The sequence below is a fragment of the Rhizobacter fulvus genome (assembly GCF_964020785.1).
The window spans coordinates 5,497,201-5,512,444 of the sequence record NZ_OZ224516.1 but is presented as its reverse complement, the minus strand read 5'-3'; the positions used below and the strand labels follow the sequence as shown (position 1 = coordinate 5,512,444).

The following is a 15,244-nucleotide window of genomic DNA, read 5'->3' as shown; positions in this document are numbered from 1 at the left end:
CGCCCGGTGTCGCGCGGAGATCGCCGGCGCTCGCCGTAGGACGGCGCCTGCAGGGCCGGCGTCGTACGCGTGCGCGCAATGAATGGCAACATCGAGCCCCCTCGCAGTTCCCCATCCCGATGAGCGATTCCATCTCCCACCCCGTCGCGGCCAAGTGGCCCGCCGCCCACCCCGACCGCCTGCAGCTCTATTCGCTGCCCACGCCGAACGGCGTCAAGGTGTCCATCATGCTGGAGGAGATCGGCCTGCCGTACGAGGCGCACCGCGTCTCGTTCGAGACGCAGGACCAGATGTCCGCGGCCTTTCTGGCGCTGAACCCGAACAACAAGATCCCCGCGATCGTCGACCCGAACGGGCCGGGCGGACGCCCGCTGGCGCTGTTCGAGTCCGGCGCGATCCTGCTGTACCTGGCCGAGAAGAGCGGTCAGCTGCTCCCGGTGGAACCGGCAGCGCGCTACGAGACGATCCAGTGGCTGATGTTCCAGATGGGTGGAATCGGGCCGATGTTCGGGCAGCTCGGGTTCTTCACCAAGTTCGGCGGCAAGGACTTCGAGGACAAGCGCCCCCGCGACCGCTACGTCGCCGAATCGGTGCGCCTGCTCGGCGTGCTGGACCAGCGCCTGGACGGCCGCGCCTGGGTCATGGGCGACGCCTACACGATCGCCGACATCGCGATCTTCCCGTGGGTGCGCAACCTGGTCGTCGGGTACGGTGCCGGCGAGCTGGTCGGCATCGACAACTTTGCCAACGTCAACCGTGCGCTGGCTGCATTCGTCGCGCGCGCTGCCGTGCAGCGCGGCCTGACCATCCCGGCCAAGCCGGACGCCTGAACAGGGAACCACCCACGATGAGCCTACCGACTACCCGCCTGGGCCGCACCGGCCTGACCGTCTCGCGCCTCGCGCTGGGCACGATGACCTTCGGGCTGCAGACCGACGAGGCGGTGTCGCACCGCATCCTCGACACCGCCGCAGCCGCCGGCATCAACTTCCTCGACGTCGCGGATGTCTACCCGCTCGGCGGTACGCTCGAGACGGCCGGCCGCACCGAGGAGATCGTCGGCCGCTGGCTGCAGGCGCAAGGGGCGGGCGGTCGCGGGCGCTTCATCGTCGCGACCAAGGCGGTCGGCCAGATGGGGCCGAACCCCTGGGACCAGGGCGCCTCGCGCAAGCACCTGCTGTCCGCGATCGACGCGTCGCTCGCCCGGCTGCAGACCGACCACGTCGACCTCTACCAGCTGCACTCGGACGACCGCACGACGCCGCTCGACGAGACCCTCGAGGCCTTGGACGTGATCGTGCGCTCGGGCCGGGCGCGCTACATCGGCGTCTCCAACTTCCTGGCCTACCGGCTGGCGCTCGCGCTCGGCCGCGCCGAGTTCCTTCGCCTGACGAAATTCGTCTCGGTGCAGCCGCGCTACAGCCTGCTGTTCCGCGAGATCGAGCGCGAGCTGCTGCCGCTGGCCGAGGAGGCCGGTCTGGGCGTGATCCCCTACAACCCTCTGGCCGGCGGCCTGCTGACCGGCAAGTACCGCGGCGCCGATGCGAAGCGCGAGGAGAACACGCGCTTCACGCTCGGCACGGCCGCAACCATGTACCAGGATCGCTACTGGAACGAGCGCAGCTTCGCGACCGTGGCGCAGCTGCACCGCCTCGCCGACGAGGCCGGCGTGCCGCTGGCGACGCTCGCGGTCGCGTGGGTCATGGCGAACCCGGTGATCACCGCGCCGCTGCTCGGCGCCAGCCGGCCGGAGCAGCTCGAGGCGACCATCGCCGCGGCCGATTACCGGCTCGACGCCGACCTGAAACGGCGGCTCGACGAGCTCACCGCCGAGTACCGCAAGGGCGACGCGCCGCGCTGAAGCGGGGTCAGCCGGCGGGCGCGACGATCGCGCCCTGGATGCCGTGGCGCTGCAGCGCCCGGGCGACGAAGCCGCTGCGCTTCGCCGACTCGACGAACGCCCGCAGGCTCGCCTGCGCCGCCGCGCCGCGCGCGGCCGGCAGGCCCATCGCCTGTTCGATCACCATGAAGCGCCCGGGCAGCAGGCGCAGCCCGCCGAGTCGCTGGGCGTCGGCCTGCAGCTGCTGCTTGACGCCGGCGGCCACGTCCGCGTTCTGCGCCAGGAAGGTATCGACGACCGTCGGCGAGGTCGGTGCGCGCAGCACTTCGGCGGCCTTCAGCGTGCGGCTCAGGTACAGGTCGTAGACGCTCGCGCGGCCCACCATCACGCGCGTGCCCGGGCGGTCGACCTGCGCGTTGTCGGTCAGCGGCGACGCGTCGCGGACCAGGTAGGCGCCTTTGATCAGCACGTAGGGCGCGGTGAACAGGATGCCTTCGCTGCGCAGCGGGTCGATCGCGAAGAAGCCGATGTCGAGCTGGCCGCTGCGCACCGCGTCCACCGACTGGCCCGCCGACTCGAAGACCATCAGCTCCGCCTCGACACCGAGCCGTTCGGCCAGCGCCCGCGCCAGGTCGACCGACACGCCGGCGACCTGCCCGGTGGCGGCATCGCGCCGCGCGAGGATCGGGTTGCCGAGGTTGATCGACGCGCGCAGGCGGCCGCCGGGCGCGAGCAACGCGGCGTCGGCGCGGCGCGCGCTCGCGCAGGCGCCCAGACCCGGCGCGGCCGCGCCGACCAGCGTGCCCAGCAACGCGCGGCGTGCGGTCGAGGCCGGGTTGGTGCCGTGGTTCGCTGCGGTCATCGGCGTTCCCTTCACGGCGCGTCCGGCCGGTCCCGCGCGACGCGTTGCAGATGTTCGGCAACCGTCGCGTCGCCGAACGGCTTGACCATCACGCGCACGGTGTTGAGGCGCGCGCCCATGGCGACGCCGGCGCGCTGCCGCACCTCGACGTACCCGCGGCGCGTCCAGAAGCGCTCGGCGGGTTCGTTGCCGACGACCGCACCGAGCCGGCACCAGCGCGCGCCCTGGCCGATCATCCACGCTTCCAGCTGCGCGTACAGCGCCGCTGCGGCGCCGCTGCCGTGCAGGTGCGTGGCGACGATGAACAGGCCGATGTGACAGACCTGCGACGCCAGGAAGTCCGACAACCCGAACACCACGCCGGCGAACGGATCGTCGTCGAGCGCGCCGCGCAGCGCCCACACGCGGGAGTAGCTCATGTCCTGCGGCGGCCGGTCGTCGAATTCCTGCTGCGCCTCGTCGGCACGCGGTGGTGCCCCGGTGATCGTCTCGAAATAGCGCGGATTGGCGTCGAAGAAGCGCTGCAGCGCCGGCACGTCCTCGGCGCCGAGCGCGTGCGCCTGCCAGCGGCCGGGCGGAAAGGCGGGTTCCATCGCGCGATGGTGCCACGTGCGCGTTCTGGGGATGGAGCGGGCCGCGCGGCCGCGCTTCAATGCCGCTCGATGACCGCCACCCCGATCTTCATCAGCTACCGGCGCGACGACACCGCCGGCTATGCGCGGGCGCTGTACGACGCGCTCGCGGCAAGATTCGGGGCCGAACGCGTGTTCATGGACGTCGACGACATCGGGGCGGGCCAACCGTTTGCCGAGGTGCTGCGCCAGGCGGTCGACGGCTCCAGCGTGCTGCTGGTGCTGATCGGCCCGCGCTGGCGCGGCGAGCGCGCGGGGCAGCCGGCACGGATCGACGAGGCCGGCGACTTCGTGCGGCTCGAGGTCGCGGCGGCACTGGCCGGCGGCGCCCGCGTGGTCCCGCTGCTGGTCGACGCCACGCCGATGCCGACCGCGGCGCAACTGCCGCCGGACCTGCAGGCGCTGGCGGGCCGCCATGCACTCCAGCTCGGCAACGCGCGCTTCGCCGCCGACGTCGACCGCCTGGTAGCCGCGCTGCGCGGTGACCTGCCGGCGCCAGCCGCGTCGCGGCGGCGGATTGCGACGGCGTGGCTGGCGGTCGGCGCCTTCGCCGGCGGCGCCGCGCTGTGGGCCGCGCTCGGCCGCCGTGCCGGCGGTCCGTCCCCGGCGGCCAGCGCCGCGGCAGCGGTTCGGCCTGCCATCGACGGCGAGTGGGTGGCACAGGTCCGCTACGACTGGCCGAACGCGGACCATGCCGAACGCTTCTCGTTCGCCGGCAGCGCTGACTCGCTGCACGGCAGCGCGTCGTTCCTCGGCGTGCCGCGCGGCGTCCTGGAAGGCCGCGTCACCGCGGACGGGCTGCAGTTCGTCACCCGGACGAGCGAGTTGCCGGGTCCGGTCGAGCTCGTGCACCGCTATCGCGCCCGGCTGAGCGGCGCCGAGTTGCGGTTCGTGATGCAGACCGAGGGCGGTAGCTCGGCGCATGGGCCGGTCGAGTTCGTCGCACGCCGCGGGCCGGCATCGTCGGCCGGCAAGCGCTGATCCCGGGCTAATCGCGCCCGTCGGCGCAGGCCGGCGCGGCCGACGCCGGCCGGGGCTCGGTCAGCGCGACGACGGGCTTGTCGAACGCGCCGCTGACCCTGATCGACCGGTCGAGCGCGAGCAGCGCGGCCTCCTTGCGTTGCGGCGTCAACAGCAAGTCGACCGTGCGCGCGCCGAGATCGACGCTGCCGCCACCGACGATCGCGACGCGTTCGGTCTCGAAGCCCAGGCGCCGCAACCGGCCGTGGCCGTTCTCGAACTCGAGCGCCACGCGCGCGCAGCGCACGCCGACCCGCGACGGGTCCGCCAGCCAGCTCCGCAGCAGCGCGCCGCCGTCGAGCGCGAGCCGCGCGTCGAGTTGCCGCGTGACGCTGCCGCCCTGCAGCGCGGCGGTCAGGGTGCCCGCCAGCGAGCGGGTCAGCGCGGCGACCGAGTCGCCCCGCGCGCGCAGCACTGCATGTCCGTTGACGGCGCCTTGCAAGGCGCCCCGCGCCTTGCCGATGCCGACGGTGAAACGCTCGGCGCGCATGCCGTTGAGCCGCGCGTCGAGCGCCAGCGTCCGCGGGCTCGTCGTGGTGTCGAACTGCAGGGAGCCGGCCAGGTGTCCGCCCGCGGCGCCGAGGTCGAACGGCGCCAGCGCGAGCTTGCCGCGGCGCCACTGCGCCTGCAGGGCGAGGCTGTCGAGCCAGGGCGTCGCGGCGCGGGTCAGGCGGGTGGCGTGCCAGGCGATGTCGGCGTCGAACGGGCGCGGCGGCGGGCCGGTGCGCGGCGGCAGCGCAGCCAGGCCGGCCTGGAGCTCGTCGAGCATCAGCGTGGCGCTGCGCAGGTCGGCGCGCAGCAGCGGCACGTCGCCCGCAGCGTCGCGCGTGTCGAGGTGGAGTTCGCCGCGCGCATCGCTGCGGCCGACGCGCGCTTGCAGCGCGGTGACGTGGCTGACGTCGCCGGCCTTGTTGAGGTGCGCGGTGCCCGTGATCGGCCAGGCCGGCCAGGGCAGGGCGGGCAGCAGCGGGCGCAGCTTGTCCAGGTGCGGCACGTCGACGGTCAGGTCGAGGTCGAGCGCGGCGAGGTCGCGCACGTCGGTCGCGCTGCCTTCGAGCTGCACCCGGCCGGCGTCGGCACGAAGCTGCCCGCGCAACGCGAACGGCTGGCCGGTGTCGGCCATCGTCTGGATCGCGCTCACGTCGGCATCGGCGTCGAACGGCGCGCCGCCGCGCCGGCCTTCGAGGCGCAGGTGCTTGACGAGCGGCAGCGCCGGGGTCGCCGCCAGCGTGACCGGTGCCGGCAGCGGCGTGACGTGCGCCTCGACGTCGAACGCGCTGCCGTGGTCGGCAAAGCGGATGCTGCTGCGTGTCGCGTCGAGCGAGAGCACGCGGATGCGCCCCGGACCGCGGTCCAGCGGATCGGACAGGCGCCAGTTGCGCAGCTCGTCGGCGCTGCGTTCGAGGTCGATGCGCGCGTCGACCAGCACCGCGCGGTTCACCGTGATGCGCGGGCCGCTGAGGCTCTGCCAGGCGAACTCGAGGCGCAACAGGCCGGCGTCGGCCAGAGGCCGCCTCGGGTCCGCCCACGGGGCGTTCTCGACCTGCAGGCCCCGGAACTCGACCCACGGATCGAACCCAGGCGTGAGGCCGAAGCGCAGGTGATCGAAATGGATGCTGCGGCTGGCGTGTTCCCGGACGTAGTGCTGAACCAACGGTCGGAACCAGGTCCAGTCGAACACCAGGACCAGCAGCACGAGCAGCAGCGCCACGACGCCGAGCACGCGCGCGCGGCGTCTGAGGCGGGGCCGGGGCCGTGGAACGGGCGGCGCCGTGACCGGATCGTCCGGCGGCCCAGGCGCCCGCGAGATCGGGTCGAGGGTGGTCTGCACGTTGCCGCGATGTTGCGGGCCCGCTCGACCCGGCGCCCGCGGCGGACGGCGCGCCGGCCTGTAGGAGGAATCCGCTACACGGCAGTGCGCGACGGCTGGGCGACCGCGCGCAGCGCCAGACCGTCGAGCACCACATCCAGCCAGGCGTCGAACGACCGGTTCAGCGGCCGGTCCGTGCCGTTCTCCCAGCGGAGGATGAACGCGTTGCCGCGCAAGCGGGGCAGGTGGCGGGCGAGCGCCGGATGGCCGGCTGTCGACAGGGCATCGACGCGCGCGCGGTGCGCTTCGGCCCACGCCCGACCCGCCTGCAGCGGCGCCGTCGCCAGCTCCAGCGTGACGAAGCCGCACATCGCCGCGATGACGACGTTGAACGCGTCGACCAGCGCAATGCCGTCGAAGCCGGCCTCCTCGAGTGCGGCGACGATGTGATCGAGCATCAACAGATCGAGCGCGCCGTTGCTGAGCAGTTCGCTGCCGACGACCGGCGCGAGCTTCGGATGGCGACGCAGCGCGGTGCGGAAGCGCCGCAGCAGCACGCGCAGCCGCTGCGGCCAGGGCCCGCGAGGCAGGCGGCTGCCGACGCCGCGCAGCGCGAGTTCGACGGCGCCGGCGATCAGCGCGTCCCGGTTCGGCACATGCCAGTAGATCGCGGTCGGGTAGACGCCGAGCTGCTGCGCGAGCCCGCGCAGGCCGAACGCGGCGACGCCGTCGCGGTCGATCAGCGCCAGCGTCGCGCTCAGGATGCGCTCGCGGCTGAGCGCTTCGGCGCTCACGCGCGCAGCGCGCGATGCGTGTCGGCGAATCCGGCGAACGCGTCGACGAAGCCGTCGATCTGCGCGTCCGACAGCGGCAGCGACAGCGCGATGAAGCCGCGCCGCGCGATGTACCAGCCGTGCTCGATCAAGTGGAAGAACAGCAGGTCGCGCACGCGCGGGTCGGCCTGCTGCAGATCGCCGCTGTGGCGCAGCGGCGTTCGGCCCGGGTGCAGGTTCAGCAGCGAGCCGAGGCCGGTGCATTGCATGTCGAGTTGCCGGTCGCGGCAGATCGCGTTGAGCCGTTCGCGCAGTGCGTCGCCGCGCGCGTTCAGCGCCAGGGCCGCTTCGGCGGTGTAGACGGTGCCGAGCCCGGCCGCGCCTGCGGCCATCGTCAGCACGTTGTTGTTGAAGGTGCCGGCATGGGCGAGCGCGTTCGGCCGGCGCGGGTCGAACTGCGCCATCACGTCGGCGCGCCCGCCGAACGCGCCGAACGACATGCCGCCGCCGATGTACTTGCCCAGCGTCGTCAGGTCGGGCGCGATGCCCAGTTGCGCCTGGCGCCCGCCGGGGGCCAGCCGCGAAGTCATCACCTCGTCGAAGATCAGCAGCGCTCCGGCTGCCCTCGCGCGCTCGCGCAGCAATTGCAGGAAGGCCGGGTCGCCGGGGATGCAACCGCCCGAGCCCTGCATCGGCTCGACCAGCACGGCGGCGATCTCGGCGCCGTGCGCGTCGAACAGGCGCGCCACGTCGGCGGCATCGTTGTACGTGCCGATCAACCAATCGTGCGGCACGTTCACCGGCGAGGGACCGTGCGCGAACGTCAGCACGCCGCCGTGGTAGCCGCCGCGGAACACCAGCACCTTGCGACGCCCGGTGAAGGCGGTCGCGGCGGCCAGCGCCATCAGGTTGGCCTCGGTGCCCGAGTTGGTGAAGCGCACCCGCTCGATCGAGGCGAACCGGGCGCACACCAGCTCCGCCAGCCGTGCCTCCAGCAGGTTGTGGCCGGACAGGTTGATTCCGCCGTCGAGGGCCGCGTCGATCGCCGCGCGGATCGACGGGTGCGAGTGGCCGTACAGGCCCGCGGTGAACTCGCCGAGCAGGTCGACGTACTCGTGGCCGTCGGCGTCCCAGAGCCGGCAGTCCCGGCCGCGCGCGATCGCGAGCGGGAAGGGCGCGTAGAACAGCACGCTGCGGGTGTTGCCGCCGGCAAGCACGTGCTCGGCGGCGGCGTACTGTGCGCGGCTGGCCGGGTTTCGGGCCTGGTAGCGCTCGATGTGTGCGGCGAGTGCGAGGTCGATGGCGTCGGCGTGTGGCATGGCGATCCTGCAGGGCGCGGCGGAGCATTTCATTGTACGGTGTACAAGAAATCGCAGACACTCGTGCGCGCCCCGGGAATCTGGCCGACCGGTCTTGAAGCGGGCCATGGCCCGGTGTATACCGTGATCATGGCCCACCCGCTGCCGCTCGCCCCGGACGCCCGCATCGCGCCGGACTGGCGCGCTGGCGCGTTCGCCGGGTTCGCGGGCGCGACGATGCTGATGGCGGCCGAACTGGCCTGGACCAGCGCGACCGACGAGGCGGGGCCGTGGCGCATCGCACAGCTGGTCGCCGCGCTGGTGCTGGGGTCCGACGTGGCGGCCCCGGATGTGTCGCCGGCCTTCGATCCGCTCGTCGCCGGGGCGGCGCTGCTGGTCCACTTCGGACTCGGCCTGGTGTTCGGTCTGCTGCTCGCGTGGGTCGAGACGCGCGCGTTCCTGCAACAGGAATGGTCGAACGCGTTCTGGGTCGGGCTGATCTTCGGCGGCGCGCTCTACGTGCTCGATTTCCACGCGATGGTCGCGCTGTTCCCGTGGTTCGGCGAGTTGCGGGGCCTGCCCACGCTGATCGCACAGCTGGGCTTCGGGGTCGTCACCGCGCTGCTGTACCGGCAGCTCGCCCGCGAGCCGGCCGAGTTCCCACGCTAGCTCAGGCGGCGGCGCCGCCGGGCGTCAGCTTGAAGACCGCGACCGTGTCGACCAGCCGCTGCGCCTGGGTGCGCAGGCTTTCCGCGGCCGCGGCGCTCTCCTCGACCAGCGCGGCGTTCTGCTGCGTGGTCTGATCCATCTGCGAGACGGCCTGACCGATCTGCGCGACGCCGCCGCTCTGCTCGGTGCTGGCGGCGCTGATCTCGGCCATGATGTCGGTGACGCGCTTGATCGAGGCCACCACCTCGGTCATGGTCTCGCCGGCCTTGTCGACCAGCGCCGTGCCCTGCTCGACCCGCTCGACGCTCGCCGAGATCAGCGTCTTGATCTCCTTCGCGGCATCGGCGCTGCGCTGCGCCAGGCTGCGCACTTCCGAGGCGACGACCGCGAAGCCTCGGCCCTGCTCGCCGGCGCGTGCCGCCTCGACGGCCGCATTCAGCGCCAGGATGTTGGTCTGGAACGCGATGCTGTCGATCACGCCGATGATGTCGGCAACCTTTTTCGAGCTGTCGTTGATGCCCTTCATGGTCTGGACGACCTGACCGACGACCTCGCCGCCCTGGATCGCCACCGTGGACGCGCCGCGGGCCAGCTGTTTGGCCTGGCTCGCGTTCTCGGCGTTCTGGCGCACCGTGGCGCCGAGCTGCTCCATCGACGCGGCGGTTTCCTGCAGCGCCGAGGCCTGCTGCTCGGTGCGGCCGGACAGGTCGTTGTTGCCCTGCGAGATCTGCGCCGAGGCGCTGGCCACGCCCTCGGCGTTGCCGCGCACGTCGCCGACGATGTGCGCCAGCCGCGTCTTCATCTCGTGCAGCGCGCCCAGCAGCAGGCCGGTCTCGTTCTTGCCGTCGGCGCGGAACGTCATCGACAGGTCGCCGCCGGCCACGCCGCGTGCCACCGAGACGGCTTCCGCCAGGGGCCGGGTGACCGAGCGGATGATCCACAACGCCATCAGCAGCGCGATCACCGCGGCGCTGGCGAGCAGCACCAGGATCGTCACGCGCGCCTGGGCGACGACGCGCTCGACGTCACCGCCCGCCTCGACCATCAGCTTGTCCTGCAGCTTGACCAGGTCCTCGAGCCGGTCCATGTAGGCGACCTGTTTCGGGCGCAGCTCGAGCAGCAGCGCGATCTTGGCCTCCTCGGTGCGGCCGGCCTTCAGCAGCTCGATCACCTTGTCGCGCGGCTTGCGGTATTCGGCGCGGGCGACGTTCAGCTTGGCCAGGGCCTGCTTGCCGGCGTCGCTCGTGATCGTCTGGGTCAGCCGCTCCATGTTCGCGTTGGTGCGCTTGGAGCTGCCGTCGATGACGTCGAACTGGGCCTTGATGTCGTCCGGGTCGGAGACGACGAACAGGTTGCGCAGCGCCTGCGACACCTCGTTGTTGACGGCCTTGATCTCGCCGGCGATGCGCAGCTTCGGGTAGCGGTCGTTCATGACCATGCCGAACTCGGTGTGGATCGCGCCGAGCGAGTGCAGCGAGGCGGCGCCCAGCAACGCCATCAACGCGGCCACGGCCGAGAAGCCCAGGATGAGGCGGGTACGGATCTTCAGGTCTGCGAGATTCATCGGGAATGGGCCGGGAGAGTTGACGGTTGTTGACGGTCTGTTTCGACCGATCCGCCGCCGACTTGAGCCCGGCCGGGGCGCCCGACGCGCCCCTTTTCACCCGATCAGCGCTCGACCGTCTTGTTCCACCGCGCATTCCACTCCGGCCGCGACGCGTTGATCGCGTCCCAGTCGAGCGTGATCACGGTCTTCATGTAACCCTTGAAACGCTCGACCGTCGCGTTGGCATTGGCGTTGGCGGTCGTCGTCTTCTGGTTCGACGGGATCTGGTTGCCGAACTCGAGCGCCGCGGCCTGGGCCTGGGGCGTCAGCAGGAATTCGGCGAGTTTCTGCGCCATCGCCGGGTTGCTGTTGTTCGCGACCACGCACTCGGCCACCATCAGCAGCACCGAGCCTTCCTTGGGCTGCGCATACTCCATCGGCACGCCGCGTGCCTTCTGCGTGGCGACGGCGGTCGGCGTCAGCGGGAAGATCGCGGCCTCGCCGGTCTGCACCATCTCCGACAGCTTGGCCGAGCTCGGGATGTACTCGAGCACGTTCGGGCCGATGGTCGACGCCCACTTCGTGAATCCGGGCTCGACATTGTTGTCCTTGCCGCCCTGGATGCGGTTGAACATCAGGAAGCCGTGCAGCCCGAAGGTGCTGGCCGGCATCGACTGGAACACGACCTTGCCCTTGAACTTCGGATCGGCCAGGTCCATCCACGAGGTGGGCGCGGCCCACTTCTTCTCGTCGAACATCTTCTTGTTGTAAGCGATGCCGGTCATGCCGACGTTGACGCCGGCCGACATGCCGCCGGCCATGCGCGCGGCGGGGTACAGGTCCTTCAGCACCGGCGAGTCGTCGAGCTTGCTGCACAGGCCCATCTTGACGGCGCGGACCATCACGCCGTCGTCGAGGAACATCACGTTGACCGGCGGCTTCTCCTTGCTGGCCTGCACCTTGGCGAGGATGTCGCTCGAGGTGCCGGGCACGACCACGACCTTGACGCCGTGGATCTTCTCGAAGGCCGGGAACACGTACTTGGTGTAGGAGCGCTCCATGTCGCCACCGTTCATGCCGATGTAGAGCGTCTTGGCGTCCTGCGCGAGCGTGTGCGTCGATACGCCGGCGGCGGCGACCAGCAGCGCGGCGGCGAGGGGTTTGAGGGTGAGGGTCATGTCAGCGCTCCTTGCGGTGTCGTGGGGAAAGCGGGGGAAGCAAAACGGGTGAGGGAGAACGGGTTCAGGTCGATCGGAGACTGGCCTCGGTGGACGAGCTCGGCGAGCACCTCGCCGACGGCCGGCCCGGTCTGGAAGCCCGCGCCGCAGAAGCCGAACGCGTGGACCAGGTTCGGCACCCGCGGGCTCGGCGAAATGATCGGCTGGTGATCCGGCAGCGAGCCCTCGACGCCGCTCCAGAAGCGGATCACGTGGGCATGCGCGAGCGCGGGGAACAGGTCGCCCATGCGCTGGCAGAGTTCGCCGATCGCCTTTGAGGTCGGCACCGCGTGCAGGCCGCCGCTGGCTGCGCCGCGGCTGCCGCCCATCACGCAATTGCCGCGCGCCGTCTGGCGGCCGTAGATGCCGCCGCCCTCGACGCCGACGTTGACGTCGATGAAACGCGGCACCGGCTCGGTCACGCACATGCCCGGGTGGATGGCCGTCAGTGGCGCGCTGTCGCCGAAGCGCTCGGCCACCGCCAGCGACCACGCGCCGGCGCAGTTGAGCAGCGTGGTCGATCGAACCTCGACGCCGCGGCCGTCGCCGACCACGAAACCGCTGCCGGTGTGCGCGACCTCGGTGACCGCGCAGCCTTCGATCACGCGTGCGCCGGCCGCTTGCGCGGCGCGCGCGAAGGCGGGCGACACGAGCCGCGGGTTCGCATGGCCGTCTTCGGCGCAGAACGAGCCGCCGACGGCCTGCTCGCCGACCCACGGGTGGGCGCGACGGAACGATTCGCCGCTGCTCAGCGCGAGCACCAGGCCGTGCTCGCGCACCGTGGCCGCGTACGCCTCCAGCGCCCCCAGGTCGGCCGGCGAGCGGGCGAGTTTCAGGTGGCCGGACCGCACGTACTCGCCGTCGATGCCGATGTGCTGCCGCAGGGTCTCCCAGATGCGCCGCGCGCGCAGCGCCAGCGGCAGCTGCGAGACCGGTCGCCCCTGCACCCGCACGCCGCCGTAGTTGACACCGCTGGCCGCCGCGCCGCACAGACCGCGTTCGAGCAGCACGACTGACAGCCCCAGGCGACGCAGGAACAGCGCTGCCGAGCTGCCGACGATGCCGCCGCCGATGATCGCGACGTCGGCACTCAGGCGCTCAGTCATCGCGTTCCTCCGGCGGCACCACGTCGGCGGTGACCGCGTCGCGCAGCAGGTGGATCGGCAGCGGCTTGACGGGCGCCTGGCCGCGCAACCGACCCACGTCGGGCAGCGCGCATCCCGCCGCCTCCGCCAGCAGCCGCGCCGCGGCCGGCGCGCACATGCGGCCCTGGCAACGGCCCATGCCGATGCGGGTCAGCGCCTTCAGGCGGTTCAGCTCGCGCGTGCCGGTGTCGCGCACGCAGGCGCGCAGCTCGCCGGCGGTGATCTCCTCGCAACGGCAGACGATCAAGTCGTCGGGCGCTTCCGCGGCCCAGCGCGGCGGCAGCGCGAACGCGGTCTCCATGCCGTGGCGGAACGCCACGTGCACGAGGCTTTCGCGCTCCAGCCGCGCGGCTTCATCCATCGACGTCGGTTGCACGGTGTCCTGCAACGCAGCCAGTGCTGCACGCGCGCCCGACAACTCGGCCGCGTCCGCGCCGAGCACCGCGGCGCCATCGCCGGCCAGGTAGACGCCGCGCACGCTGCTGCGGCCGGCGGGATCGCACGTCGGCAGCCACGCCTGGTCGAGGGGATCGAACGCGAACGTGCAGCCGGCCAGGTCGGCCAGCTGCGTTTCCGAACGCAGGCCGTGGCCGACACCGATCGCATCGCAGGGCGTGACCTGCTCGGTGCGCCCGTGTCGCCAGCGCAGCCCGCTGACGCGCCGCTCGCCTTCCGCGCGAAGCAGCGTCACGCCCCCGTGCACCGGCACACCGGCGAGCCGCAGCCGGGCCAGGAAATACGCGCCCTTTGCGGCCACGGACGAGCGCGCCAGCATCTTCGGCAGCGCGCGCAGCTTGGCGGCGAACGGCGCGGTGTCGAGCACCGCAGCGACCTGCCCGCCATGGCTCGCGTACTGCCATGCGACCAGGTACAGCAACGGCCCGGTGCCGGCGAACACGACGCGCGGGCCGATCAGGCACGCTTGGTATTTCAGCGCGACCTGTGCTGCGCCGAGCGATACGACGCCGGGCAGCGTCCAGCCGGGAAACGGCAGCACCCGGTCGGTCGCGCCGGTGGCCAGGATCAGCGCATCGAACGGCACGGCGGTGCTGCGGCCCGCGTTCAATGTCTGAAGAACGCCGGGTTCGACCTGCCAGACGAGGGTGTTCGGGCGGTAGTCGATCTGCTGCAGCAGGGCCTCGAACCGATCCAGCACTGCGCTCGCCCTGTGCGCCTCGAAGCCATACAAGTCGGCACGCGCACGCTTGAATTCGGCTGGCGGCTGGCGATAGATCTGCCCGCCGAAACGCGGCGCCTCGTCGATCACGATCGGCCGCTGGCCCGCGGCGACGAGTTGCTCCGCCGCTCGCATGCCCGCCGGGCCGGCGCCGACGATCACGAACTGCTTCGTCACCGCCGCACTCCCGACACCAGCCGCATGCCGCCGTCGATCAACGTGGTGCAGGCCCGCAGGCGCTGACCGTCCTCGGTCATCACCCAGCAGTCCTGGCATGCGCCCATCAGGCAGAAGCCGGCACGCGGCGCGCCGCCGGCTTCACTCACGCGCAATTGCTCGGCCTGGGTGAGGATCGCCGTCAACACCGTGTCGCCGCGCTGTGCGACGCACGGCTTCCCGTCGAGCACGAACTCGACCTCGACCCGGGGCGCCAGCGGCAAGCGGTGCAGCAAGGGGCTCAATGCTGCCCCACCAGGATGCGGTCGAGCCCGTACAGCCGGTCGAGCACGATCATCACCAGCGCCGTCACGCCGACCATCAGCGCCGACACCGCGGCCATCATCGGGTCGATCGATTCGGTCGCGATCATGTACATGCGCACCGGCAGCGTCACGGTCTGCGGCGAGGTGATGAAGATCGACATCGTGACCTCGTCGAAGCTGTTGATGAACGCGAGCATCCAGCCGCCGGTGATGCCGGGCAGCATCAGCGGCAGCGTGATGCGGCGGAACACGGTGAGGTGGCTTGCGCCGAGCGACAGCGCCGCCTGCTCGGCGCTGCGGTCCAGCCCGGCGAGCGCCGCGACGACCAGGCGCAACGCATACGGCGTGACGATCACGACGTGGGCGAGCGTCAGCCACAGCGAAGAGCCCCTCGCGCCGAACAGTGCGAACAGCCGCAGCATCGCGACGCCCAGCACCAGGTGCGGCACGATCAGCGGCGACAGCAGCAACCCGTTCAGCGCCTGACGGCCGGGGAAGTCGTGGCGCGCGATCGCGATGCCGGCCGGCACCGCGAACAGCACCGCGACGGTCGCGGCCGCCGTCGCGACGCCGAGACTGTTCCAGAACGACTGCATCAGGTCCGAGTGTTCGAACACTGCGCGGAACCAGCGCAGCGAGTAAGTGCCCCACGGGATCGACAGCGTGTTCTCGGGCGTGAACGCGACCAGGCAGACGATCACCAGCGGCGCGAGCATGAACACGGTCACTGCCGTGTGGAAGGCAAGGGCGATCGGGCCGGTCCTGTGCATCGC

15 protein-coding genes are annotated in these 15,244 nt (G+C 71.8%); 4 read left to right on the top strand and 11 right to left on the bottom strand.

What is annotated here, in order from left to right; translation table 11 throughout:
• The first annotated feature begins 119 nt into the window (after positions 1–119).
• Both ACWH49_RS26080 and ACWH49_RS26075 read left to right on the top strand, forming a co-directional pair.
• Positions 120–830 (top strand): glutathione S-transferase N-terminal domain-containing protein, encoded by a 711-nt coding sequence (locus ACWH49_RS26080; protein ID WP_448174087.1) that lies wholly within the window; start codon positions 120–122, stop codon positions 828–830.
• A gap of 17 nt (positions 831–847) precedes the next feature.
• Complete coding sequence (locus tag ACWH49_RS26075) at positions 848–1,861, top strand: aldo/keto reductase (protein WP_448174086.1); 1,014 nt, start codon at positions 848–850, stop codon at positions 1,859–1,861.
• Between the two features lie 7 nt (positions 1,862–1,868).
• Here ACWH49_RS26075 and ACWH49_RS26070 read toward each other — a convergent pair whose 3' ends face one another.
• Together ACWH49_RS26070 and ACWH49_RS26065 are read right to left on the bottom strand one after the other, a co-directional pair.
• Complete coding sequence (locus ACWH49_RS26070) at positions 1,869–2,702, bottom strand: transporter substrate-binding domain-containing protein (protein WP_448174085.1); 834 nt, start codon at positions 2,700–2,702, stop codon at positions 1,869–1,871.
• An 11-nt stretch (positions 2,703–2,713) separates the two neighbouring features.
• Positions 2,714–3,295 carry a GNAT family N-acetyltransferase gene (locus tag ACWH49_RS26065; protein WP_448174084.1) on the bottom strand — a complete coding sequence of 194 codons (582 nt, stop codon included), beginning with the start codon at positions 3,293–3,295 and terminating at the stop codon, positions 2,714–2,716.
• Positions 3,296–3,364: 69 nt separating this feature from the next.
• On the opposite strand from ACWH49_RS26065, the gene ACWH49_RS26060 reads away from it, so the two are divergent.
• A complete protein-coding gene (locus ACWH49_RS26060) occupies positions 3,365–4,315 on the top strand; it encodes a toll/interleukin-1 receptor domain-containing protein (RefSeq protein ID WP_448174083.1) in 951 nt (316 codons plus the stop codon).
• A 7-nt stretch (positions 4,316–4,322) separates the two neighbouring features.
• On the opposite strand, the gene ACWH49_RS26055 is transcribed toward ACWH49_RS26060, so the two are convergent.
• The 3 genes from ACWH49_RS26055 to ACWH49_RS26045 all read right to left on the bottom strand — a co-directional run bounded on the left by ACWH49_RS26055 (position 4,323) and on the right by ACWH49_RS26045 (position 8,256).
• The gene (locus ACWH49_RS26055) at positions 4,323–6,185 is read right to left on the bottom strand and encodes an AsmA family protein (protein ID WP_448174082.1); all 1,863 of its coding nucleotides are present in this window, start codon (positions 6,183–6,185) and stop codon (positions 4,323–4,325) included.
• A 74-nt stretch (positions 6,186–6,259) separates the two neighbouring features.
• Positions 6,260–6,958, bottom strand: a complete 699-nt coding sequence (locus ACWH49_RS26050; protein ID WP_448174081.1) for a TetR/AcrR family transcriptional regulator — start codon at positions 6,956–6,958, stop codon at positions 6,260–6,262.
• Positions 6,955–8,256: an aspartate aminotransferase family protein gene (locus tag ACWH49_RS26045; RefSeq protein ID WP_448174080.1), complete on the bottom strand. Its 1,302-nt coding sequence runs from the start codon at positions 8,254–8,256 to the stop codon at positions 6,955–6,957. Before ACWH49_RS26045 ends, ACWH49_RS26050 begins: the two co-directional genes overlap by 4 nt.
• A 114-nt stretch (positions 8,257–8,370) precedes the next feature.
• Here ACWH49_RS26045 and ACWH49_RS26040 point away from each other — a divergent pair, with 114 nt between their 5' ends.
• Positions 8,371–8,904: a hypothetical protein gene (locus ACWH49_RS26040; protein ID WP_448174079.1), complete on the top strand. Its 534-nt coding sequence runs from the start codon at positions 8,371–8,373 to the stop codon at positions 8,902–8,904.
• Position 8,905: 1 nt separating this feature from the next.
• Here the strand turns inward: ACWH49_RS26040 and ACWH49_RS26035 are convergent, their stop codons facing one another.
• From ACWH49_RS26035 to ACWH49_RS26010, 6 genes are all read right to left on the bottom strand, one after another.
• Positions 8,906–10,468 carry a methyl-accepting chemotaxis protein gene (locus ACWH49_RS26035; protein ID WP_448174078.1) on the bottom strand — a complete coding sequence of 521 codons (1,563 nt, stop codon included), beginning with the start codon at positions 10,466–10,468 and terminating at the stop codon, positions 8,906–8,908.
• A 104-nt stretch (positions 10,469–10,572) separates the two neighbouring features.
• Positions 10,573–11,628, bottom strand: a complete 1,056-nt coding sequence (locus tag ACWH49_RS26030) for an ABC transporter substrate-binding protein (RefSeq protein WP_448174077.1) — start codon at positions 11,626–11,628, stop codon at positions 10,573–10,575.
• On the bottom strand, positions 11,625–12,773 hold the full coding sequence (locus tag ACWH49_RS26025; RefSeq protein ID WP_448174076.1) for an NAD(P)/FAD-dependent oxidoreductase: 1,149 nt from the start codon (positions 12,771–12,773) through the stop codon (positions 11,625–11,627). The genes ACWH49_RS26030 and ACWH49_RS26025 overlap by 4 nt, the downstream gene beginning before the upstream one ends.
• Positions 12,766–14,166: an FAD-dependent oxidoreductase gene (locus ACWH49_RS26020; protein WP_448174075.1), complete on the bottom strand. Its 1,401-nt coding sequence runs from the start codon at positions 14,164–14,166 to the stop codon at positions 12,766–12,768. Before ACWH49_RS26020 ends, ACWH49_RS26025 begins: the two co-directional genes overlap by 8 nt.
• Positions 14,163–14,450 carry a (2Fe-2S)-binding protein gene (locus ACWH49_RS26015; protein ID WP_448174074.1) on the bottom strand — a complete coding sequence of 96 codons (288 nt, stop codon included), beginning with the start codon at positions 14,448–14,450 and terminating at the stop codon, positions 14,163–14,165. The genes ACWH49_RS26020 and ACWH49_RS26015 overlap by 4 nt, the downstream gene beginning before the upstream one ends.
• Positions 14,447–15,241, bottom strand: a complete 795-nt coding sequence (locus ACWH49_RS26010; protein ID WP_448174073.1) for an ABC transporter permease — start codon at positions 15,239–15,241, stop codon at positions 14,447–14,449. Before ACWH49_RS26010 ends, ACWH49_RS26015 begins: the two co-directional genes overlap by 4 nt.
• Positions 15,242–15,244: the final 3 nt, after the last annotated feature.

Excerpts from the sequence above, each read along its gene's own strand:
- ACWH49_RS26025 (WP_448174076.1), bottom strand. The coding sequence starts at position 12,773 with ATGACTGAGCGCCTGAGTGCCGACGTCGCGATCATCGGCGGCGGCATC.
- ACWH49_RS26030 (WP_448174077.1), bottom strand. The coding sequence starts at position 11,628 with ATGACCCTCACCCTCAAACCCCTCGCCGCCGCGCTGCTGGTCGCCGCC.
- ACWH49_RS26060 (WP_448174083.1), top strand. The coding sequence starts at position 3,365 with ATGACCGCCACCCCGATCTTCATCAGCTACCGGCGCGACGACACCGCC.
- ACWH49_RS26075 (WP_448174086.1), top strand. The coding sequence starts at position 848 with ATGAGCCTACCGACTACCCGCCTGGGCCGCACCGGCCTGACCGTCTCG.
- ACWH49_RS26010 (WP_448174073.1), bottom strand. The coding sequence starts at position 15,241 with ATGCACAGGACCGGCCCGATCGCCCTTGCCTTCCACACGGCAGTGACC.
- ACWH49_RS26045 (WP_448174080.1), bottom strand. The coding sequence starts at position 8,256 with ATGCCACACGCCGACGCCATCGACCTCGCACTCGCCGCACACATCGAG.
- ACWH49_RS26070 (WP_448174085.1), bottom strand. The coding sequence starts at position 2,702 with ATGACCGCAGCGAACCACGGCACCAACCCGGCCTCGACCGCACGCCGC.
- ACWH49_RS26065 (WP_448174084.1), bottom strand. The coding sequence starts at position 3,295 with ATGGAACCCGCCTTTCCGCCCGGCCGCTGGCAGGCGCACGCGCTCGGC.
- ACWH49_RS26080 (WP_448174087.1), top strand. The coding sequence starts at position 120 with ATGAGCGATTCCATCTCCCACCCCGTCGCGGCCAAGTGGCCCGCCGCC.
- ACWH49_RS26035 (WP_448174078.1), bottom strand. The coding sequence starts at position 10,468 with ATGAATCTCGCAGACCTGAAGATCCGTACCCGCCTCATCCTGGGCTTC.